General features: G+C 52.6%; 16 protein-coding genes and 2 pseudogenes. 4 read left to right on the top strand and 14 right to left on the bottom strand.

What is annotated here, in order from left to right; genetic code table 11:
• Window positions 1-101: 101 nt before the first annotated feature.
• The 7 genes and pseudogenes from NST69_RS13720 to NST69_RS13690 all read right to left on the bottom strand — a co-directional run bounded on the left by NST69_RS13720 (window position 102) and on the right by NST69_RS13690 (window position 6,511).
• Window positions 102-548, bottom strand: a complete 447-nt coding sequence (locus tag NST69_RS13720; RefSeq protein ID WP_342549613.1) for a MarR family transcriptional regulator — start codon at window positions 546-548, stop codon at window positions 102-104.
• 170 nt (window positions 549-718) lie between these two features.
• Window positions 719-1,906 carry a metallophosphoesterase gene (locus tag NST69_RS13715; RefSeq protein ID WP_342550174.1) on the bottom strand — a complete coding sequence of 396 codons (1,188 nt, stop codon included), beginning with the start codon at window positions 1,904-1,906 and terminating at the stop codon, window positions 719-721.
• 510 nt (window positions 1,907-2,416) lie between these two features.
• A pseudogene (locus tag NST69_RS13710) lies at window positions 2,417-2,737 on the bottom strand (HIT family protein); the annotation flags it as partial.
• Window positions 2,738-3,088: 351 nt separating this feature from the next.
• The gene (locus NST69_RS13705; RefSeq protein WP_081751292.1) at window positions 3,089-3,502 is read right to left on the bottom strand and encodes a bacteriohemerythrin; all 414 of its coding nucleotides are present in this window, start codon (window positions 3,500-3,502) and stop codon (window positions 3,089-3,091) included.
• Between the two features lie 120 nt (window positions 3,503-3,622).
• The gene (locus NST69_RS13700) at window positions 3,623-4,528 is read right to left on the bottom strand and encodes an NUDIX domain-containing protein (protein WP_036728705.1); all 906 of its coding nucleotides are present in this window, start codon (window positions 4,526-4,528) and stop codon (window positions 3,623-3,625) included.
• Between the two features lie 195 nt (window positions 4,529-4,723).
• Window positions 4,724-5,587, bottom strand: a complete 864-nt coding sequence (locus NST69_RS13695; protein WP_340979326.1) for a cation diffusion facilitator family transporter — start codon at window positions 5,585-5,587, stop codon at window positions 4,724-4,726.
• A gap of 420 nt (window positions 5,588-6,007) precedes the next feature.
• Window positions 6,008-6,511, bottom strand: a complete 504-nt coding sequence (locus tag NST69_RS13690) for a ferritin (protein WP_036728710.1) — start codon at window positions 6,509-6,511, stop codon at window positions 6,008-6,010.
• Window positions 6,512-6,626: 115 nt separating this feature from the next.
• On the opposite strand from NST69_RS13690, the gene nagZ reads away from it, so the two are divergent.
• On the top strand, window positions 6,627-7,973 hold the full coding sequence (nagZ, locus tag NST69_RS13685) for a beta-N-acetylhexosaminidase (RefSeq protein WP_342549612.1): 1,347 nt from the start codon (window positions 6,627-6,629) through the stop codon (window positions 7,971-7,973).
• A 378-nt stretch (window positions 7,974-8,351) separates the two neighbouring features.
• Here nagZ and NST69_RS13680 read toward each other — a convergent pair whose 3' ends face one another.
• The 5 genes and pseudogenes from NST69_RS13680 to NST69_RS13660 form a co-directional block, all read right to left on the bottom strand.
• Window positions 8,352-9,452 (bottom strand): efflux RND transporter periplasmic adaptor subunit, encoded by a 1,101-nt coding sequence (locus NST69_RS13680; protein ID WP_342549609.1) that lies wholly within the window; start codon window positions 9,450-9,452, stop codon window positions 8,352-8,354.
• A 27-nt stretch (window positions 9,453-9,479) separates the two neighbouring features.
• A complete protein-coding gene (locus tag NST69_RS13675) occupies window positions 9,480-10,880 on the bottom strand; it encodes an ABC transporter permease (RefSeq protein ID WP_342549608.1) in 1,401 nt (466 codons plus the stop codon).
• A 266-nt stretch (window positions 10,881-11,146) separates the two neighbouring features.
• A pseudogene (locus NST69_RS13670) lies at window positions 11,147-11,809 on the bottom strand (ABC transporter ATP-binding protein); the annotation flags it as partial.
• A gap of 54 nt (window positions 11,810-11,863) precedes the next feature.
• Window positions 11,864-14,473 carry a hypothetical protein gene (locus tag NST69_RS13665; RefSeq protein ID WP_342549607.1) on the bottom strand — a complete coding sequence of 870 codons (2,610 nt, stop codon included), beginning with the start codon at window positions 14,471-14,473 and terminating at the stop codon, window positions 11,864-11,866.
• A gap of 184 nt (window positions 14,474-14,657) precedes the next feature.
• On the bottom strand, window positions 14,658-15,491 hold the full coding sequence (locus tag NST69_RS13660; protein WP_036728714.1) for an AraC family transcriptional regulator: 834 nt from the start codon (window positions 15,489-15,491) through the stop codon (window positions 14,658-14,660).
• 144 nt (window positions 15,492-15,635) lie between these two features.
• Here NST69_RS13660 and NST69_RS13655 point away from each other — a divergent pair, with 144 nt between their 5' ends.
• The 3 genes from NST69_RS13655 to NST69_RS13645 all read left to right on the top strand — a co-directional run bounded on the left by NST69_RS13655 (window position 15,636) and on the right by NST69_RS13645 (window position 18,952).
• Entirely contained in the window at window positions 15,636-17,699 is a 2,064-nt protein-coding gene (locus NST69_RS13655; protein WP_342549606.1) for a beta-galactosidase, read from the top strand.
• A gap of 171 nt (window positions 17,700-17,870) precedes the next feature.
• Window positions 17,871-18,635 carry an AzlC family ABC transporter permease gene (locus NST69_RS13650; protein WP_083684804.1) on the top strand — a complete coding sequence of 255 codons (765 nt, stop codon included), beginning with the start codon at window positions 17,871-17,873 and terminating at the stop codon, window positions 18,633-18,635.
• Window positions 18,626-18,952, top strand: a complete 327-nt coding sequence (locus NST69_RS13645; protein WP_339256466.1) for an AzlD domain-containing protein — start codon at window positions 18,626-18,628, stop codon at window positions 18,950-18,952. Before NST69_RS13650 ends, NST69_RS13645 begins: the two co-directional genes overlap by 10 nt.
• Before the next feature lie 46 nt (window positions 18,953-18,998).
• Here NST69_RS13645 and NST69_RS13640 read toward each other — a convergent pair whose 3' ends face one another.
• Both NST69_RS13640 and NST69_RS13635 read right to left on the bottom strand, forming a co-directional pair.
• Window positions 18,999-19,964 carry an alpha/beta hydrolase gene (locus tag NST69_RS13640; RefSeq protein WP_342549603.1) on the bottom strand — a complete coding sequence of 322 codons (966 nt, stop codon included), beginning with the start codon at window positions 19,962-19,964 and terminating at the stop codon, window positions 18,999-19,001.
• A 102-nt stretch (window positions 19,965-20,066) separates the two neighbouring features.
• Window positions 20,067-20,474 (bottom strand): MerR family transcriptional regulator, encoded by a 408-nt coding sequence (locus NST69_RS13635; RefSeq protein WP_342549602.1) that lies wholly within the window; start codon window positions 20,472-20,474, stop codon window positions 20,067-20,069.
• Between the last annotated feature and the right edge of the window lie 36 nt (window positions 20,475-20,510).

Genomic DNA, 20,510 nt, shown 5'->3' with positions numbered 1-20,510 from the left:
TTGGAATCAGATTTCTTCACATATCCACCGTCATATTCCATCTGCTATATATAATCTCTGTCTGCGGGCAGCCTCCCGGCATGCGGAACATTCCACACCTTCTATCCTCTGCTCAGCTTATTCAGCAGCTCCAGCAGCAGCTGCAGCTCCGGCTCATCCAGCCGGTTCATTACCGCCGCAACGGCTTTCCGGTTCCCCGGCAGCTGCTCCAGCAGCAGGCGCTTACCTGCTTCAGTCAGCGAAATGACTGTCTTACGGCCATCCTGTGCGTGAGCCGCCCGCGTAATATAGCCATCCTTCTCCAGCGGAGTCAGCAGCAGGCTGATGTTGGCTTTGGTTACCGCGATTCGCTCAGCAAGCAGTGAGGGCAGAATCGATCCCCCGTGCTTCGCAATCTCAACCAGTACGCGGATTCTTGCCCCGTTCAGCCCCTGCGCCTGCCAGTATTTCTCGGAGACGGCCACAGTGCCCGCTGTCGCTCCCACCAAGGCGAAAAAAACCTCATTTTCAAGCGGCAGCTCAAGCACAATCTTTTGTAAATCATCCATTAGCAGTCGTCAACTCCATTTAGTTAATAGCTTAACTATTTCTACAGATAGATTAGCGGATTCCGGCAGGAATGTCAAAAGAAAATGAATAACTCCTCCATAACCCGAAAAAAACCCCTATCTTCCCTAAGGAAGGTAGAGGGTTCAATCCTGCCACATGCAGGTTTCCGTTAGATCAAAACAGGCTTAGCCGCAGGTGACACCTTGTCTGCACCAAAGCTCATGCTGCCATCCAGCACAAGTTCCAGCTTAATCAGCTCTGAGCGGCTGGCCAGGCGGATCGGCGGTCCCCAGGTTCCGTAGCCGGAGGAGACAATGACATGCAGCTTGTTTTTGAGCAGGTAGCCCCAATCCAGTTCGAACAACCGCCGGGTAATCCAGTGATTCGGTGCAATCTGCCCCCGGTGGGTATGTCCAGACAGCAGCACATCCACTCCAGCCTCCGAAGCGATCCCGAAGCCAGTCGGCTGATGATCCATCATCAGGATCGGCTTGCTGCGGTCCACTCCCTGTAGAAGAGTCTCCACGCTGAGCCGTCCACCCTCCATGTGCTCGGCAGTCTTGTCTTTGCGCCCGACCACGTAGACTCCCGACGTCTCCACCACTTCATCCTGTAACACCTGAATGCCAACACTCCGCATAACCTCGGTATACTGCGCAATCGAGCCGCCGTAGTATTCGTGATTCCCCAGCACGGCGTAGACTCCATAACGTGCCGTCAGCTGCTTCAGCTGCTGCTCCATCCCATTGCGGAGAAAAGGCTCAATGCTGTCATCCAGCACATCCCCGGCCAGCAGAATGATATCCGGGTTCATCGCGTTCATCTCCATGACCATTCTTCGCAGATGGCGGTTGCCGACAATGTTGCCCAGATGGAGGTCGGAGGCTACTGCTACCGTCAGCGGAACGCTGGTTCCGATGGATTTTTCCACCTTAAGCCGGTGGGTCCGCACCACAGTACTCCAGGCATTGCGCGATCCCCAGACCAGGAAGACAGCGAGCAATACCAGCACTGTAGTCCCGGCTTCCGTTACGAATGCGGAGAGTCCCACGCCTGCGAGCGCCAGCACACCATAGAGCAGATCGGTCAGCGGCAGCATGATCACGGCGAACTCCATACAAGCCAGATAATAAGAGCCAATCACCTTGAACAACCTGCCTACCGGTCTCAGCGCCTGCGGCAGCGGCACCCGGCCAATCATATAAGAGAAGGAAATGACAAGAAAGATAGTCCAGTACGCAGCAGTATTCATCCCCGGCAGCCATGCCTGGAGCAATACGGACAGATGCCATCCAATGTAGACATTCACCAGTCCAAGCACCAGCACCATGACCGCAGCCCCGGCCAGCATCCGCATGTTTTTCACTTCATTCCACTCCCTTAAAGTAAGTTTCTATACGATCTACTTCAAATCATAACACAAAGTATTCACCAGGTATAAACTGTGCCGTCAACCTGTGATAAACCTGAGTTCCCCTTGGACAAAAAAGAAAGACAGCCCTGCGGCTGCCGTTGAAGGAATGTGTGTTTTCGCTTATTGTCTCAGTTCCTTAATTTCTTCAAGCAATAAGCCGGTGGCTTCGGAAATGGTTTGCAGGTCTATGCCGCGCTCCAGAAGTTTAATGGCAATTTCTTTGCTCGTCTCGGACTTGGCTCCTTCAATACGGGAATGTTCATCGCTCAGCGCCTTCATCCGGGCATTATAAGCCATTCGCGCTGCCGCATCCTGACTTAGAAACTCCAGGGTGTCCATCGCTTTTTTTAGCATCGGTTCTTTCTCCACCAATCCTTCGACCATTCTCCGTCTCGTCTCGCCCAGCCGTTCCCCTGCTCCGTCCGGGTGCAGCGGTTCTCCCCACAGTAGCCCGTCCCCCTCATACCGGGGAAGCACATGCATATGATAGTGGGTCAGATCATTGAATTTACCGCCGTCTGCAATAATTCTGATCCCGTCCGGCTGGTAAAGAGATTTGAGCAGCGCGGAGAGCTTTTGTGAAGCCTCCATAACAGCATGTGCAGTCTTCGCATCCATCTCATCGACGTCCCAATAGTGCTTTTTCGGCAGAATCAGGGTATGGCCTTCATTGAAGGGCTCGATATCGAGTACACAGGTGATATATTCATTCTCATAGACGATATTCAGGTCAGGCTCAAGCCCGTTCGCGATTCTGCAGCCGAGGCATTCCATGATGATCCTCCCCCCTTAAACACAATGAATACTATGATAATATCAACAGGCAATAGGGTTCATTGAAGTATTTTGGTAACTCTTATAGAAATGTGATCGGTTTTTCGATTACATTTGGCCTACGTAGAGCTTACAGTCCAATTATGATCGGTTTTTCGATTACATTTGGCCTACGTAGAGCTTACAGTCCAATTATGATCGGTTTTTCGATTACATTCGGCTTACGTAGAGCTTACAGTCCAATTATGATCGGTTTTTCGATTACATTCGGCCTACGCGGCGCATCCGGTCCAAGCAGCTAATATAAAAAAAGAAATGCCTTACAGCATTTCCTTGTTCCCGATCATTCAGTTAGCCCGCCCGGTTACCTTTGGCAGCGATGCATTCACCGATTAGCTTGTCGCATTTGTGAATATGATTGATCAGCCAATCCGTCAGCGTCCGGTTCAGCTTGATCGTGGATAATACGGATACGCCCTTGGTCTTAATCGTCTCCTCCAGTTCCAACACCGTCTGCACGAATTCAGCGTGTGTCTTCTGATGCTCCGTCAGCTCCGGGAAGTCGATGTCCTTCATTAACTGCTCTTCACTGCCGAAATGCTCCACGGTGTAATCCTTGAGGAACCTCAGCGTCTCTTCGATCTTTTCTTTGCCCTGCTGGTTGCTGCAAGCGTCAAAAAAGTCGTTCAGCTTCACCAGCAGCTGCCTGTGCTGACAATCAATCTTTTCTACTCCGATATCATACGAATCCTTCCAGCTAATCATAGGCTCACCCTGTCCTTTGCCATAAACACAATAGTCAAAATATAACTAATTGTCTGCTTTTCCCTATGAAAGTTCTATTAAGAACATCACAAGGCAGCGTTGCCGGACAGAAGGGCATTCTCAAAATAAATTCCATTCCCGGTTATACCGGTACAGCTTCGAGGGACGGTGTCCGGCATCCCGGGTGCTCTGATCCGTCTCGATGACCCGCTCTGCGATTTTGCGTCGGAAGGCGGCGGCGAGCAGCTCTTTGCCGAGGATAATCTCATACACACGCTGCAGCTCGGACAAGGTGAACAACGGCGGCATGAGATTGAAGATAATATCGGTATATTCCGCCTTGCCGCGCAGACGTTCGATGGCATACTGCACCATGAGCAGATGGTCAAAAGAAAACCCCGCGCTGCGCACGATCTCACGGCTGACCTGTCGGACATGCCCTTGAATAGTCTCGGTAAGCTTGACCACCCCGCTTAGCTTCTCCTGCTCACTCTCCAGTATAATCTCCACCAGTGTCTCCTGACGGACGTCCTGCTCCAGCACCTCGCGGCGGGTCTCCAGAATGTGGTACGAGACATCGAACCAGGCAGCTGCGGCTGCATCATCCCCTGCCTGTACGTCCAGAGCCTTGCGGTCCACGAGCGCCATGTAGGAGCAGCTGATCACCCTCATCCGCGGATCACGGTCTACCTCGCCCCAGGTATACAGCTGCTCCATGTAGATATTATCGATATTAGTTTCGCTGTACAGCTCCCGGCGGGCTGCTTCCTCTACGCTCTCACTGATCCCTACGAACCCTCCCGGCAAGGCCCACTGTCCCAGAAAAGGATGCTCCCCGCGCTGAATCAGCAAGAGCTGTAAGGACTTATCCGCCAGCTTGCGGTAGTTATTCTGCTCCCGCTCCATCACGGTGAAAATCAGCATATCGACGGTGACAGACGGACGTTCGTAGTTGCCCGCATTATAATTCTGCAGGAATTGCTCCTCGTTCAAGCCGTTAGAGTCGGTTACGGGTTGATTTGGCATGGATATTCTCCTTGTCTTGAATCGATTAATAGGATTCGGTTGTTAATAACATATTGTTATTATATACATGGTAATGGAATGCGGGCAAGTTTGGGCTAGAAAGATGAACGCTTTTCCTAAAATACAGTACAAAAAAATCACCCCACCCGAAGGCAAGGCAATTCATATAACCTATTCTTGTTGTACACCTGTTGATCACATCGGTTCGATATGGACAAGTACGGTAGCGACCTGATGACGGTCCTTAAGCTGATCTTCGATCTCCTCCGTAATATCGTGACTCTGCACCACATTCAGACTGGAATCCACCAGTACTGTAGTATCGACCAGCACATTATTACCGTGAATACGGGCTTTGATATCCTTAATCGACTCCACACCTTCAATCTCAGCTACCGTCTGCTTCATCAGTTCCAGCTTACCGGCATCGAAGCCGTCGGTGAGGTCATGTGTAGCTTTGCGGAAAATATCCCAGGCCGTCTTGCAGATCAGCAATCCGACAATCGTAGCTGTGAGCGGATCTAACCAGGGAATGCCGAACTGTGAGCCGATAATACCGACGAAGGCTCCCATGCTGACCAGCGCATCCGAACGGTTATCCTGTGCCACTGCATGCATGGCATTGCTGTTGAGCTTGCGGGCAAGCCTGATGTTGTACCGGTATACTGCGATCATAACCACAGCACAGGCAGCTGCCGTCCATGCGGCAATCAGATCAGGGGTCTCCAGCACAGGCTGGATGAATTTATTCACACCCTGATAGAGCACTTGGAAGCCTACAGCAATCATGATAAAAGAGGCGACCAGTGCGGCAACTGTCTCTGCTCTGAAATGACCATAGCCATGGTTCGAATCCGGGGGTCTGCGGGAAATCCTGAGTCCGGTCAGAATGGCCAGGGAAGCAATAATGTCGGTGCTGTTATTCAGCCCGTCAGCCAGGAGTGCCTGAGAGCCTGACACCGTTCCTATGAATAATTTGACTGCAGATAAGAGTATGTATGCTAAAAGACTTAGCCATGCTCCTTTTTCACTTTGTTTGATATCGCTGTAATTTTCCAAGAAAAAGGACCTCCAAAGATTAGTATTGTTCCATACTACACGCTGACTTACGGGTGGGTCTAGAGAAACAGTGTTGCCGGACAGCGCAAGAGTTAACCCCGCTAAATAGAGTTGGCAACCCGGAAGTAAGTTGCGGCTCCCTACATTCTTTGCCCTTGTTCAACTTTGCAGTCTATCTGCTGCTGACAGGCCGTGTAACTTTTCTCGCAAAACGTAGTCTAAGTATATGGGGACCTTAGGTCGGCCAAGCAGAAACGGCGTTCCCGTCCTCTCAAGGACGGTACCGTTTCAGCGAGAAATAGAAGGATAAGTTATCGTGTGAAACATATAATTTCTTATATTTGCACACAAAAAAGCGGCTTCCCCCTCTTCAGGAGAATGCCGCTAAGCTTGCGTATGAATGGTTACCCTAGCTGTCCTCTACTCCGCTGGCGGTGTAAATGAACGTCCTGCAAATTCTGCATCCAGCATATAGAAGGCATTGCTGTCGGTTTCGATCCGTTTGAGCTTGGCGATAATGTTGCTGAAGAGTGCCTCTTCTTCCACCTGCTCATCGATGAACCATTTCAGGAAATAGATCGTCGCATGCTCCCGTTCATCCAGGGCCAGATCCGCCAGATGATAGAATTTCTTCGTGTTCTGCTGCTCATGGGCGAAGGCATGCTCGAATGCATCCAGCATGGAGCTATACTCATTGTTCGGTTCAGGCATCGCCGCAAGGGTGGCACGGTAATCGCGGTCATTCAGGAATTTGTAGATCTTCATGGCATGGAACCGTTCTTCTTCAGCCTGCACCAGAAAGAAATTGGCGAATCCGTCCAGGCTCTCACCGGAACAATACGCAGCCATCGCAAGATAGACATGAGCAGAATAGAATTCGAAATTCATTTGTTCATTAAGCGTGTTCATTAATTGCTCTTTCATTGACAGGTCACCTCATCCTATAGTATTGATTATGCTTGAAGCAGTTCATATGTAATGTCTTATTCATTCTATCATCCTTATCCGCCAAACCGCAATCGAAAGGAAGATTCCCCCTATGAAATGGTTCAGCCGTCAAAAAATAAACAATACTTCCCCCCGCCGCGCTCTCCTCCTGCTCGCTGCCTCCGCCTCTCTGCTGCTGGCAAGCGGCTGTGAGGGGAATGGAAATTCAGCACAACTGACAAACGCAGGTTCCTCCCAGGCAGCGGTGCCAGCCTCTCCGGCTGCCGCACAGACGCCTGTGCCTGCGGCAACCGATGCCCCAGTGACCCCGTCACCTGAGGCTTCGGCGACTCCTGACCCGGTCTCCCGGAAGCTCGCCGGAATGACCCTGGAGGAGAAGATCGGGCAGATGCTGCTGGTCGGCATCCAAGGCAAAGCGGCAGGAGCAGAAGCCCTGAAGATGATTGCCGAAGATAAGGTCGGCGGAATCATTCTGTATTCTAATAATGTCGGCAGCCTGAAGGAGCTGGTGCAGCTGACCAACGCTCTGAAGCAGAGCAATGCGGGGAATCCCGCACCGCTGTTCATGAGTGTCGATCAGGAAGGCGGCAAGGTCAGCCGTCTCCCCGATGACTATGCCACCTTCCCATCGAACGCTGCTGTCGGCAGCGGAGATGATACCGCCGCTGCCGGAGCGATGGGCGAACTGCTTGCCCGGGCAGTGAAATCCTCCGGCTTCAATATGGACTTCGCGCCGGTGCTCGACATCAACAGCAACCCGGATAATCCGGTAATTGGTGACCGTTCCTTCGGCAGCAGCGCAGAGCTGGTCACCCGGCTCGGCATTGCCGAGATGCAGGGGCTCGAGCGTGAAGGCGTTATTCCCGTGGTCAAGCATTATCCTGGCCATGGCGATACCTCGGTAGACTCACACCTGGAGCTGCCAGTCATCAACAAGACGGAGACCCAACTGGCAGAACTGGAATGGCTCCCATTCCAGGCAGCGATCCGGGAGAAGGCCGATGCTGTAATGGTGGCCCATATTCTATATCCGAAGCTCGACCCGGACAAGCCCGCCTCCCTGTCCCAAGTGATTATCGGCCAGCAGCTCCGCGGGCTGATGGGATACGAAGGGGTAGTCATTACGGATGACATGACCATGGGCGCAATCATTAAGAATTACAGCCTCCCAGCTGCGGCAGTAGAATCCGTATTGGCTGGAAGCGATATCCTGCTGGTCGCCCATGAATACAAGAATGAACAAGCCGTTCGCGCCGCGCTGCTGGACAGCGTCAAGAACGGCAGCATCTCCGAAGCCCGGATTGATGAGAGTGTCTACCGTATTCTGGCGCTGAAGGCCAAGTATCAGTTAACGGACGAAGCGGTGCCCTTGCCTGATCTCACCGGACTGAACAGTGATATCAAGGATTGGCGTAAGCCGTATCAGCAGAACAAGTAGTTAACACGCGGAATCGGTACACTCTCAACCATTTATATACTTAGGGGGAGATTACTCCACTAACCCGTGGGATGAACCGTCAGAGTTGGAAAAAAGGCACTTAATTAAGCCGAAACCATGCGCTGTGGGGAAGCAGTTGGAAAAAGTACATTTAATCCACCAAGTCCCATAATCTCAACAGAATTCGGTCTGATTAAGTGTTATTTATCCAACTGCTATAAGTAATTGTTCCTGCGACCATAAATTAGATGTACTATTTCCACTTAGATGATCCGCCGCGCGCCACTCACGCCTATACTTTCTATTCAAAAAGCCCCAAACCCGGCAATCAACCAGGTTTGGGGCTATATACGGTTTGGGCCCATCATCTGCTGTCAACTACTGCAGAACCACCGTGTCTCCTGCCTTCAGTCCCGACAGCACCTCTGTTTTATCGGTTGTTTCCATTCCAGTCTTGATCTCTTTGCGTTCGTATTGGCCGTTTCCTTTGTCCACCATAACGAAGGCCAGATCCCCTTCACGGATGACGGCGATATTGGATACAACTACCGCCTTCTCTTTGCGTGAGGTCTCGACGTCTCCGCTCAGGCTAAGGCCGCCCATCAAATGCTCGTCCGGCTGCATGGAGATGACCACCTCGAATTGCGGAAGCTGGCCGGCTGTGTTCTGTCCGGTGGTCGTCGTGGCGAACTTGGCCACATCGGTTACCTCCCCGTCCAGGACCAGATCTTTTACGGCCGTCATCTTCACCTTCACCTTCATGCCCTTTTTGATGCGGAAGATATCCTGCTCCCCGACCTGTGCTATGAACTCTACCTTGTTGGTGTCCACAATCTTGCCGATGTACTGATTATCGGTGACAGTCTGCGGCCGTTCTGTGCTGCTGTCGAAGAGGAAGATGCCGTTCTCCGGTGCATGGAATACCGCAGTGTTCAGCTTCGCCTTCTTCTCCGTAAGCTCTTTGGCTTGAATTTCGGCATTCACCTGGTTCAGCTCATCGCTCAGACGGGCGGTTTCCTGGGCAGCCAGGGCCTTCAGCCGTTCCGCTTCCGTACCGGCCGGGGCCGAAGAATCATCCTCCTGCTGCGCGACAAAAGCATTCAGTTCCCCCTCCAGCTTCGCCTTGCGGGCGGCTGCCTCCGCCGTGGCAATCTCATTACGGAGTGTGCTCTGATCCAGAGTGAAGAGCACCTGGCCCTTCTTCACCTGTGCCCCGTTCTCCACCTTCCAGGCAGTCACCTTGGAAGCAAAGGGGGCATACACCAGCGTCTCCTTCTGGTATTGCGATCTGCCTTTGATCTGTACGGAGCTGGTTAACGTCTCTTCCGTTACCGGGAAGCTGATTACCTGCATCGGTTCAGGCGGGAGATCAGCGGTATCATCAGCCTTGAAGAATTTGGTATATCCGAAATAACCGGCAGTTCCGATGATACCTAAGATTATGATCCATTTCAGGCTCTTCTTTAGAGTCCTCTTCATTGTTTCGGCTTCCTTTCTAGCTTAGGGTTAGTCTCGTTTAATAGCAGTTAATGCATCGGTTCTGGAAGCGCTGATCGCCGGATAGATCCCCGACAGCACGCCGGTCATAATGGCAAAGGATATCCCGATCGGCAGATTCGTCGTCGGAATGAAGAAATTCATCCCGTCCCCTGCACTGCCTACCAGCTTGTTGAGCGCCATGACAATTAAATAGGAGAAAGCGACACCCAGCATGCCTCCGAGCAGCCCTAAAAGTGCAGCTTCGGTAATGAACATATTACGGATCTGTCCCATGTTGGCCCCGAGGACCTTCATAATCCCAATCTGGCGCCGCCGCTGATGGGTGGACATGGTCATGGCCACTATGATGGAGATGGAAGCGATGATCAGGATGAACACCCCGATACCGAGCGCCGCCATTTTGATCATATCAAATTGCTCCTTCAGCATCTCCTGCTGGTACAGATTATCTTGAGCGTTCAGTGACAGCTTCTGAAGCATCTGCTCCACCGGCTTAATGTTCGCCACATCGTCTACTTTGACCGTAAGCGAGTTGTAGGTTCCTTCCGGCGGGAGATTGACCACACTGGTGGTGGAATTATCGAAGGTCAGCTCCTTGGCCAGCTGCTGGGCAGTCTCCGGCGACATATACATAGTCTGGTCAAAAGAGGCCCGCTGATCATCCATTCCCTTAGGACTTGCCAGAATGCCGCCGACCTGGAGCGGCGAGCTAAGCTTGATTGTCTGTGAAGTAGAACTGTAATCCTGAGCCTGAATCTGGACCTGCTTACGGTACAATTCAGTCGGCACAGTGGACAGTTTATCATACTGCTCGTACAGCTCGGGGTTATACGTCCCGCTGCTCATCTGCTCGAACAGCTTCTGCCGGGTCTCCTGGTCGATCAGGCCCAGCGTAGCCCCGTGATTGAGCACTATCGTTCCTATCTGGTCGTTCGCCCCGCCCTGCTTGAACTTATGATCATAGGCTGTCAGCTTCTGGAGATCAGTGACCACAATCTTCACATCCGAGATCTTGTTGTCTACCGTTACCATCTGGAAATATCCGACCTCCTGAAAAGGCGAAGCCGCCTTCACATGGTTCAGCCCGCGGATAATCTCCAGCTTCTGATCGGTCAGCTTGCCCTGATCGGGGTTCTCGTCTCCCCCTCCCGATACACTGCTACCGTTACCGCCTGCGCTCTGTCCGCCTGCCGACGGAATTCCTCCGCCGGGCGAGACCATGATTTCATCCATTTTGAAGTTGGCATTAACTTGTTCCGTTACATAGACCTGTGCAGATTGGCCTACACTCAAAGCCACGATAATTGCTGCGCAGCCGATGGATATCCCGGTCATACATAGACCTGTAACCACCTTGCGCCGTTTGACCTGTTCCCAGGCCATCCGTGAAATGTCTCTGATCTTCACGGCTTCCCTCCCTCTGCAGGATCAGCTTCCTCAGCGGTCTGGTGTTCAGGTTCCTCAGCCGGCAGATCTTCATCCGCTCCTGCTGTCTGCGGTACTGGCTCTACATCTTCCCGTTCAGCTCCTGCAGCTAATTGTTCTTCAACCTCTACCATGGTCTGCGGTTCAGCTTCCTCAGCGATTTGCTCTTCAACCTGTACTTCTGTCTGCGTCTCAAGCTGCGGTTCTTTTTGCAGTTTTATATCTGCTTGCGGTTTTGCCTGCGATTCAGTGACCAGGAAGCCGTCCTTCAGCGTGAAAATCCGCTGCATTTGTTCAGCCACCTTGTATTCATGAGTAACGACGATAAAAGTCGTCTTCATCGTCCGGTTCAGGTTCAGCAGAATACCGATAATTTCTTCTTCAGTCTTGGAATCCAGATTCCCCGTCGGTTCATCGGCGAAGATGACCGACGGCTCTGTGATCAGCGACCGGGCGATACTGACCCGCTGCTGCTGTCCTCCGGAGAGCTGCGAGGGGAAGAGATCCGCCTTGTCGGGAATTCCCACCTGCTCCAGCAGCGCCAGCGCCTTGGCCTTGCGTGCCCTGGGAGAGACTGACTGGAAGACCAGCGGCAGCTCCACGTTCTCGCGGACCGTCAGGCTGGTAATCAGCTCATAGGCCTGAAAGATAAATCCGATATTCTTGCGGCGGAACTCAGCCAGCTTATTCTCGCCCATTTTCACAATGTCCTGATCAGCAATGTAGATATGACCTTCCGTGGGCTTCATCAAGCCGGCCATCAGGTTGAGAAGCGTTGACTTCCCGGAACCTGAACTGCCCAGCAGGGCAACCATCTCTCCTTTTTTGACGGAAAAATTGATTTCATGAAGAACGGAGGTCCATTCATTACCGCTTTTGTACGAATGCGTAATATCTTCAACACGCAACATGGAAGCTGCTCCTTTTATAAAAATATAAGAATGTTTTAGTTGAGCGAATGAAGATTATTCCTGTGTCTTGTTCGGAACCACGTTGGTGACTCCAAAGGCCTGGCTGCCCAGCATCAGACGTTCACCCTGGAATTCATCATAGAAGGCTAACTTATAAGCGCCGCCGTCCATCGTCTTGTACACGGGTCTGCTGAGGGAGAAGGAATACTGGTTGTTCGTCCCTTCAATCAGGTCTGTGCCCAGTGTAAGAACCTTCTCGGTAGCGATGCCGAACGGATCGGTAATCTGCAGAATCAGCTTATGCTCCAGCACACCTGCATCGTAGAGGTTATCCTTCCTCAGGCTGTAGTTCATAGTAATATCCAAGGTATCGGATGACTTCACCCGCTTGCCTTCAGAGGTCAGAACAGAAATCGTATAAGGATATAATGCCGTTGATTCCAGCGTATTCTTCGGTACGTTAGCCTGCGGATTCAGCTGCAGCGCTGCCACATTGACGAATCCGGTCGCTTCCTCCTTGGCCTCGATCAGCTTACCCTCTTTGATACCGGAACCGAGGTAGAGTAAGACATCCGCGAGGTCTGTAGCCTTAGGCACCTTGGCCCACAGGACCACGAGCTGCTTGGCACCCGGAGACGCGCTGTTCTCCGACTGGCTGGTGCCCGCTTCGAAATACTGGCCGTCCTTGGTCTTATAATAAGCCTGGAGGCGGGCCATTTTGCTCTGTCTTTTCTCTTCACTGCTAAGATAGAGCTCTGTGTATACCAGATTGTGGCTCTCCCCTTGATAGATCGTTGTCCGGTTCTCCTGTACACTGGCTGTTTTGCCTTTGCCGCTAATGGTGTAGCTCTTGTCTTTCTCGATGGTCGGAATACTGTTAATCGAGTTGTTGACGCTGACATCCAGGAACGGAACGGTCTCTGAATTCTGTGTGCCGTTCAGGGCAATCCGCATATTCTGAAACTCAGAGGTATAGGCGATTTTGCCGAGTACATACAGCTCCACGGACTTCCCTGGCGCAAGGACAGAAGAATCCTTATTGTCCATATACAGCTCTGTAGTCACAGGCAGGTTTTCTTTGTCCAGCTTAATGGTACCCTTCAGCTCAGGCAGCGTAAGAGACACGTTCTGGGTGTTGGTGATTCTCAGTCTGGCAGCTACGATATCATCATCTCTCCAAGGGTAACGCTGAAGAGACTGTATGCTGTACGAGAAGGAGCCGTATGAATTCGTGGTCATATACTCCTGGCCGGACGTGACTTCCGTACGTAGTGCATATGGAATGACGAAGTAGGCTACCGGGAAAATCATTTTGGCAGTCGGTGTTGCAGGAGCCGCAGTGGACGGAGTTCCAGTATTCCCGGTATTTCCGGTTGTCTCGCCGGTTCCGCCCGGATCAGGTACACTTGTGCTCTCGGCGCCTACCGATTCGATCATCATCAGCTGCAATCCGGATTGATCCACTTCAAGCGGTACGCGGACCGTAAGCGGTACAATTTTGGTCTCTAGCGGCTTGAGGGTGACTCCGCTTACACCTTTGGAATTCACCGGAAAAACCTTGCCCTTCACCGATTTGACCGCCAGGTCGTAGCTTGGCAGGGTTACCGCCTTGTTGCCGGTATTCTTAAGCTGCATCTGGAACGTCCATACCGCATCTGCATCCTGTGCGTACACATTGGCATTGCGGAGCAGCGTTTCTACCGTGTTGTTATTGACTACAATCTTTTTGACTACCCCGCTGCCCACTACCAGATTAGGCGAGCTTGCTACGGGAAGCTTATAAGAGGATTTAGCCAGCTCCAGCTTCGTGGTCTCGTCCCTCTGCGTGAATTGCAGCTTCATATTATCTGTTTTAAGATAGGCCGGGATTTCCGTAATATAATAAATGCTCCGTTTCTCCTGCGGTTGAATCTTGTAATCCGCCTGTGTGCCGCTCAGCGCCAGCTCGAAGGAGGTGCCGCTCGCAGATACCAGATAAGCCGAATAGCCCGGATCACTGAGGACTTTATTGCCCTTGTTGGTCAGACTGACCCCTACTTTGGCATAGACCTTGCCGCTGTATTTATAGAGCTGGAGGGAGTCTGCACTGGCCGCGACGGGAATGTCGTTCATGACTGTACTCAGGCTTGTTCCAACTGCAGCCGTAGTTGAATAATTAGCGGGCACTCCAAAAGATCCCGTCTGCTTCAGATACCCCTTCGTCTTGGCATCCCAGACCAGCATCGAGATTTTAATCCCCTGCAAAGAAGAGGTTTGTCCCACATTTACATAGTAAGTCACGCTAAGGCTTTCTTTGGCGCCGACTTTCTTCTTCAGGGCATCTGCACCTAAGGGATTACCTGGAAGTACTGATCCTCCCGGAGTGACAACGCGTGAGAAATAATGCATTAGGCTTGCGCTTGAATTGCCGGAATTCGTATATTTAAGTGTGTATGACAAGATGTTTCCGCTGGACTGGCTCCATATGTTGATATTCTCTAGTACTGCGGTCACTCCGGCACCCATGGGAACGGAATTGAACTTGAATGCCGCCGGAGCGGATACTGCGGGGGCCTTCGCCGCCGGGGCTGCATGTGCAGCAGGCGCAGTGATGCTGCCAGCCACCTGGCCGGCAACGAGTGAACTCACCAGCAATGCAGCATATGTAACTCTATACTTTCTCATTTATTTCCCTCCAGATGTATTTACTAGCAATAGTATAGTTGCTTGGCGCGTGGAATTTGTATCCACTTTGTAACCCTTTGTTTCCATTTGTAACTTTTTGTCACCTAACCAAGGCTATCGCGGCGTGAATTCTGCCATAAATGTAACAAACTTTCTTAATACTTGGTCCTAAAATGGCTTGATTCTATGAGTTGAAGGAACGTCTGTATTGGTTCGGCGGCATCCCTTCGAGCTGTCTGAACACCTTGATGAAATAACTGGATTGTTGAAAGCCGCTCTGCAGTGCAATTTGCGCAACGGACAGCTTGGTGGAGGCCAGCAGCAGCTTGGCCCGGGCCATCCGGCAATCGCTCAAATACCGGTTCGGCGTCTTGCCCATAATGCTGCGGAACAGGCGGAGAAAGTGGTAGCTGCTATAACCGGCAAGTCTGGCCATAGACTCCAGCGTCCAGGGCCGCTCACACTCACTATAGATCCTGTCGGCGGTAAGCCGGATGGAATGCCGGATCTCCAGCGGAACGGAGCCGTGGAGCGGCTCGGTGTTCTGCATCAGCGTAACCAGAATCTCATAGAGCAGTGTGGAGAGGCGCGGTTCACTCCGGGTCTCATAGCCTGCACTGAGCCGGTACATTTCCTCGAAGAGCGCTTCATAACCGGTGCCGGGATCGAAGGTGAAGAAGTAGCCGCGTGACTGATCCGCCTCCTCCAGCATAGGCAGAGGCATCGCCGTGGCGAAGTGCATCCAGCGCACATCCCAGGCAGCTCCGGGATCAGAACCGTACTGCTGATAAGCCCCTCTGGGAAAAAGAAACCCGCTGCCCCGCCTCATGGATATCCGCTCCCCTCCCTGAAATACATACCCTTCTCCCCCGAAAACCATGTGGAGATTATAGCTGTTCAGGAACCCCTCACTTCTGCGCTCTGCATGCTCCGGGAAGTCGCTGTAATGCCCCAGCATCTCCGGATAACATACATAGTGGGCATAAGCAGGCTGCGGCAGAACCCAGTGTTTTCTCATGTGAATCTCCTCCTGCCCTGCGCTGAATCAAGCACGCAATATAATGATATAATAGCAATATTCTGTTATATAAGTGGATACACTGCTGATAATACAATAGATTGGTAGCTTAATGAAAGCACATTTTTACACTTGGAGGTTAACATGAAGAAACCTGTTGCAGCAGAACGATTTGAACTGGGCGTCTGCTATTATCCCGAGCACTGGCCTGAATCCATGTGGGCTGACGATTACCGGCGTATGGTTGAAACCGGATTCACCATTGTACGTCTGGCTGAGTTCGCCTGGTCCATTTTTGAACCGGAAGAAGGCGTGTTTCAATACGATCTGTTTGACCGTGCGGTCGACATGGCACACAGCTACGGGCTGAAGGTCATTCTGGGAACGCCTACGGCTACCCCGCCTGCCTGGCTTACAGAGAAGTATCCTGAGGCCTTGAATGTTACTTATGAAGGTGTGACGCTACAGCACGGCATGCGCCGCCATTACAATTACAGCAGTCCCAAATACCGTGAGCTTTGTGCGCGTATCGTAACCAAGCTTGCTGAACATTACGGCAATCATCCGGGCGTCGTCGGCTGGCAGATTGACAACGAGCTGAACTGTGAGATCAATGTATTCTACTCGGAGAGTGATCATCAGGCCTTCCGCCTCTGGCTGCAGAAGAAGTATGCCACCTTGGACAAGCTCAATCAGGCTTGGGGCACGGTGTTCTGGAATCAGACCTATACGAGCTGGTCACAGGTCTGCCTCACCCGGCCTACTCCTTCACCGAATCAGCCGAATCCGCACCAGGCTCTGGATGAGAAGCGCTTCATCTCCGATAACACCATCCATTTTGCCAAAATCCAGGCAGATATCCTCCGGGAATTGGCTCCTAATCAGTGGGTTACCACCAACGGGCTGTTCGGACATCTGGACAGCCATGAGCTGAATGACGAGCTGCTGGATTTCTTCAGCTATGACTCGTATCCGCAGTTCTCTACCATCGGCTTCGATCCAGCCGAGGTGAACCCGATGCTTGACCGCGGCTGGGGACTGTCCCTGTCGGCCGTACGTTCGGTCAGCAGCAACTTCTGTGTCATGGAGCAGCAATCCGGTCCGGGGGGCTGGGTCAACCGGCTGGACATGCCTTCACCGAAGCCGGGACAGATGCGGCTGTGGACCTACCAGTCCGTCGCCCACGGCGCTGACATGCTGCTCTATTTCCGCTGGCGGACCGCCACCATGGGCAATGAGATCTATTGGCACGGCTTGAACGACTACCATAACCAGCCTAATCGGCGGGTAAGGGAAGCGGAGCAGATCGGCCGGGAGCTGGCAAGCATCGGGCAGCAGTTCATCGGCAGCCGGACTCAGGCGAGCGTTGCTATCGTGCGTGATTATGACAATGAGTGGGACGGGGAATATGATGTCTGGCACGGCCCGTTCATGTGGCAGAGCAACAAGGAATGGTTCAAGGCTCTGCAGCGGAAGCATATTCCGAATGACGTTCTGTACCTGCGCAGCCATACCACCCTTGCAGAGCTTGCCCGTTATGAAGTGCTGGTCTACCCGCATCCGGCGATTATGACCGATGATACGGCGGCTCTGCTGGACCAGTATGTACAGCAAGGCGGGAAGCTGGTCTTCGGCTGCCGCACAGGCTACAAGGATATTACCGGACAATGCTACATGCGGCCTTTTCCCGGAGCGGCGCAGGAGATGTGCGGGGTAACCGTGGAAGAATTCACGCTGGTCAAAGGAACGCGCAAGCCTACCTCCATCCGCTGGAACCATGATCCTGAGGCGCTGACCGGTGCAGATGCCTTCAATGACATCCTGCATGTCGAAGAGGACAGTGTGGAGGTCATGGCAACCTATGCGACCGACTACTATGCCGGCAAACCGGCGGTAACCCGCAACACCAGGGGCCAAGGCGAAGTATGGTATTACGGCGCCGTGTTCAATGAGCCTGCTGTGCTGCAGATGCTTGGCAGTCTGGGGCTGGTCTCGCCAGCCGCCGATTGGGCGGAGCTGCCGCCAGAGGTTGAGTTGCAGATTCGTGCTACGGGGGAAGACGTCTCTACAGGTATCGCTTTCCTGCTCAACTACAGCGAAGAACCGGCACAGATTGTGCTTAAGACAGCCAAGACGGATCTCTTAAGCGGCCAGACCCTGTCAGGGAGCTATACGATGGAAGGGTTCGGCGTACTCGTCTTGAAATAACCACGAACTCCAAAAGGGTTCCGCTGCCGCAGATCGCTCTGCGGACGGCGGAACCCTTTTTACAGTTACAGCTAATATTCCCTTGCAATTCGCTATGAATTATTAGATATTAATACAATGTATTTATTATCGGCGATAGTAGCTATTCCATGAACCAGAAGGAGCATGCCCATGAAGCCAGAATCCATTCATCAGGAGCCGCTATCCGGCGGCAGCCTGGTTACAGATAGCCCAAGTGTGCCGGAGAGCAGTGATACGTTCTGGCAAGGGGTCAAGGACTGCCTCCCCACTCTGCTCGGTTATCTCAGCATCGGGTTCGCCGCAGGCGTTGTGGAGAAAACAGCGGGGCTGACCCTTGCCGAAATCGCCATGATCTCTATCATCCTGTACGCCGGTTCGGCCCAGTTTATTGCCGCTGGCATGATTGCCGCCGGGAGCAGCGCCTCCGGTATTGTCATTACGATTCTGCTGGTTAACCTGCGGCATCTGCTGTTAAGCGCAGCATTGTCGCCGTACTTCCGGCATCTGACTCCGCTGCGCAACCTGCTGATCGGCTCACTTCTTACAGATGAGACCTTCGGCGTAGCTATTCAGAAGAGCGCCGCAAGGAAGCAGATCAGCGAGAGATGGATGCACGGCCTGAATATTACCGCTTATCTGAACTGGTTCCTGGCTAATATCGCCGGCGCTATTCTCGGTCAATGGATATCCAGCCCCGAGAAGTGGGGACTGGATTTCGCCCTGCCGGCTATGTTCATTGGCCTGCTGGTCCTGACCATTATGGGACGGCGCAAGTATAGACTGGATATCACTGTCGGCTTAGCGGCTGTTGTTGTTGCCGTGCTCGTCTCTGTGCTTTGGTCGCCCAGTATGGGCGTCATAGCTGCCGCATTGGTAGCCTCAACGATTGGAGTGGTGATGGAACAATGGAAATAAGACTGGAAATTGCCATAATCATTCTCGGTGCCGCGCTCGTTACCTTCATTCCCCGTGTCCTTCCACTGATGCTGCTAAGCCGGATCACGATCCCGGAATGGGGCATGCGCTGGCTGAGCTATGTGCCGATTGCTGTCATGGCTGCGCTGGTTGCCCAAGAACTGCTCGTAACCGGCGGCAGGTTCGCAGTCCTGTCCACCAATGTGGAGCTAATCGCCGCCCTCCCCACTTTCTGGGTAGCCGTCAAGACCCGCAGCCTGCTGGCCACCGTATTGACCGGTATTGTGACGCTGATGCTGTTGCGTCTGCTGTTCTGACCCCGTCCGCTGGATACGCTGTACGATTGCTTTCAGGCTACGGGTGCTAATCTTGCCTGCCCTCCAGCTGCAATACTCTCTTAATGAAGCTGCCTATGTTCCCGATAGCCTGCTGCGCTTCAGGAAGCATGGCAGCCATCAGCTGAAAGGCGCACCACATGTTCTTCCAGATTTGAAGTTCTACAGTGATGCCCGCCGCCTTTGCCTGTTCAGCCAAGCGCTCTGCATCACTCAGCAGCACCTCATGATCTCCCGCCTGTATGAGCAGGGGCGGCAAGCCCCGGAGATCCATTCTTAATGGTGATAATATTGCAGGCCATGCACCGCCATAGTCCCCCATATATTCCTCAATCATTCTCTGATTCGCTTCCCGGCTTCCTGTCGGGTCCGTTCCCGCACGGCTGTCATAAGACTCCCCGTCCAAATGAATAAGGTCGGCATGGGGAGATAGCAGGCATGCACCGGCAGGGAGCTTATCCCCCTGGTCCCGCAGCGTAATTAATGTCATCAGCGCAAGCGTGGCTCCGACGGACTCTCCGCAGACTATAATATTCCCCGCAAGAACGCCCCGTTCCAGTAGCCAGTGGTACGCTGCAAGGCAATCCTCATTGGCTGCAGGGAAGCAGAACTCCGGTGCAAGCCGGTACTCCACAGTTAAAATGGCAATTCCCCCCGCTGCTTCAGATAGACGGGCTGCCAGATCCCTATAGATCTCGCAGCTGCCAGACACAAACCCTCCGCCGTGATAATAAAGAATTACCTTGTTCTCCGCGGGTTGCGATTGTCCTTCACCTTGTAGACTTTTCTCCTCCGCTCTGACCCACTCTCCGCTGAAGGTCTCCACCTCAACCGGTTCAACCTTCACGCCTTCAAGAAAGGGTAATTGCCTGGAAGCTTCGAGAGCCGCCGCACGGATCTCCTGAACCGGGCTTCTGGAGTAACTATTATTGCTTTTCAGATAAGCTGTAATGGCCTGCAACTGTTCAATTGGGGTAATGCTCGGATACAACATACATGTAATTCCTCCTGTTATCCTGGGATGCCCATACTATAAACCCTGTAGCAATGTACAGAGTCAAGCGGCAATCCCGGCAGAATTACAGGTGGCAACAGATTAATCATTCATGTTCAACATATTAAGCGTATCCTGCACGCCCGGGTGCCTGTCCTGAACCAGAAGGCCGGACTTCAGTGCTTCAAGCTGTCTGCGTGTCTCGTTCCGCCGGGCAATCTCCAGATCGACAGCGGCGATCTTCCGCTCAATGACTTGGGCGAAATCACTGATGCCAATGCTGCGGTCTGCCGATTTATCAAGTGCTTTCTTAATCTCCTTAAGCGTGAACCCGCAGCTCTTGGTATTACGGATAAAAGCGATCCGGAGGAGCGTCTCCTCCGGATACAGCCGATACCCGCCTGCTGAACGCTGCGGCAGCGGAATCAGCCCGTTTTTCTCATAGAATCTGAGCGTCTCCATATTAATCTGAGCCTCTTTAGCCAGCTCACCTCGCAGATAAGGGGTCATGCCTGCCGCTCCTTTCCAGTGTTCGCTGAACGTGAT

The organism is Paenibacillus sp. FSL P2-0089, from assembly GCF_038595095.1.
Taxonomy (GTDB): Bacteria; Bacillota; Bacilli; order Paenibacillales; family Paenibacillaceae; genus Paenibacillus_AQ; species Paenibacillus_AQ silagei.
The sequence above is the reverse complement of the archived record's forward strand: the minus strand, read 5'-3'. Positions and strand labels throughout refer to the sequence as shown.

Coding starts and splice junctions, on each gene's coding strand:
- NST69_RS13640 (WP_342549603.1), bottom strand. CDS start 19,964: ATGTTGTATCCGAGCATTACCCCAATTGAACAGTTGCAGGCCATTACA.
- NST69_RS13690 (WP_036728710.1), bottom strand. CDS start 6,511: ATGAAAGAGCAATTAATGAACACGCTTAATGAACAAATGAATTTCGAA.
- NST69_RS13715 (WP_342550174.1), bottom strand. CDS start 1,906: ATGCGGATGCTGGCCGGGGCTGCGGTCATGGTGCTGGTGCTTGGACTG.
- NST69_RS13665 (WP_342549607.1), bottom strand. CDS start 14,473: ATGAGAAAGTATAGAGTTACATATGCTGCATTGCTGGTGAGTTCACTC.
- NST69_RS13700 (WP_036728705.1), bottom strand. CDS start 4,528: ATGCCAAATCAACCCGTAACCGACTCTAACGGCTTGAACGAGGAGCAA.
- NST69_RS13645 (WP_339256466.1), top strand. CDS start 18,626: ATGGAAATAAGACTGGAAATTGCCATAATCATTCTCGGTGCCGCGCTC.
- NST69_RS13705 (WP_081751292.1), bottom strand. CDS start 3,502: ATGATTAGCTGGAAGGATTCGTATGATATCGGAGTAGAAAAGATTGAT.
- NST69_RS13655 (WP_342549606.1), top strand. CDS start 15,636: ATGAAGAAACCTGTTGCAGCAGAACGATTTGAACTGGGCGTCTGCTAT.
- nagZ (WP_342549612.1), top strand. CDS start 6,627: ATGAAATGGTTCAGCCGTCAAAAAATAAACAATACTTCCCCCCGCCGC.
- NST69_RS13680 (WP_342549609.1), bottom strand. CDS start 9,452: ATGAAGAGGACTCTAAAGAAGAGCCTGAAATGGATCATAATCTTAGGT.
- NST69_RS13635 (WP_342549602.1), bottom strand. CDS start 20,474: ATGACCCCTTATCTGCGAGGTGAGCTGGCTAAAGAGGCTCAGATTAAT.
- NST69_RS13650 (WP_083684804.1), top strand. CDS start 17,871: ATGAAGCCAGAATCCATTCATCAGGAGCCGCTATCCGGCGGCAGCCTG.
- NST69_RS13660 (WP_036728714.1), bottom strand. CDS start 15,491: ATGAGAAAACACTGGGTTCTGCCGCAGCCTGCTTATGCCCACTATGTA.
- NST69_RS13720 (WP_342549613.1), bottom strand. CDS start 548: ATGGATGATTTACAAAAGATTGTGCTTGAGCTGCCGCTTGAAAATGAG.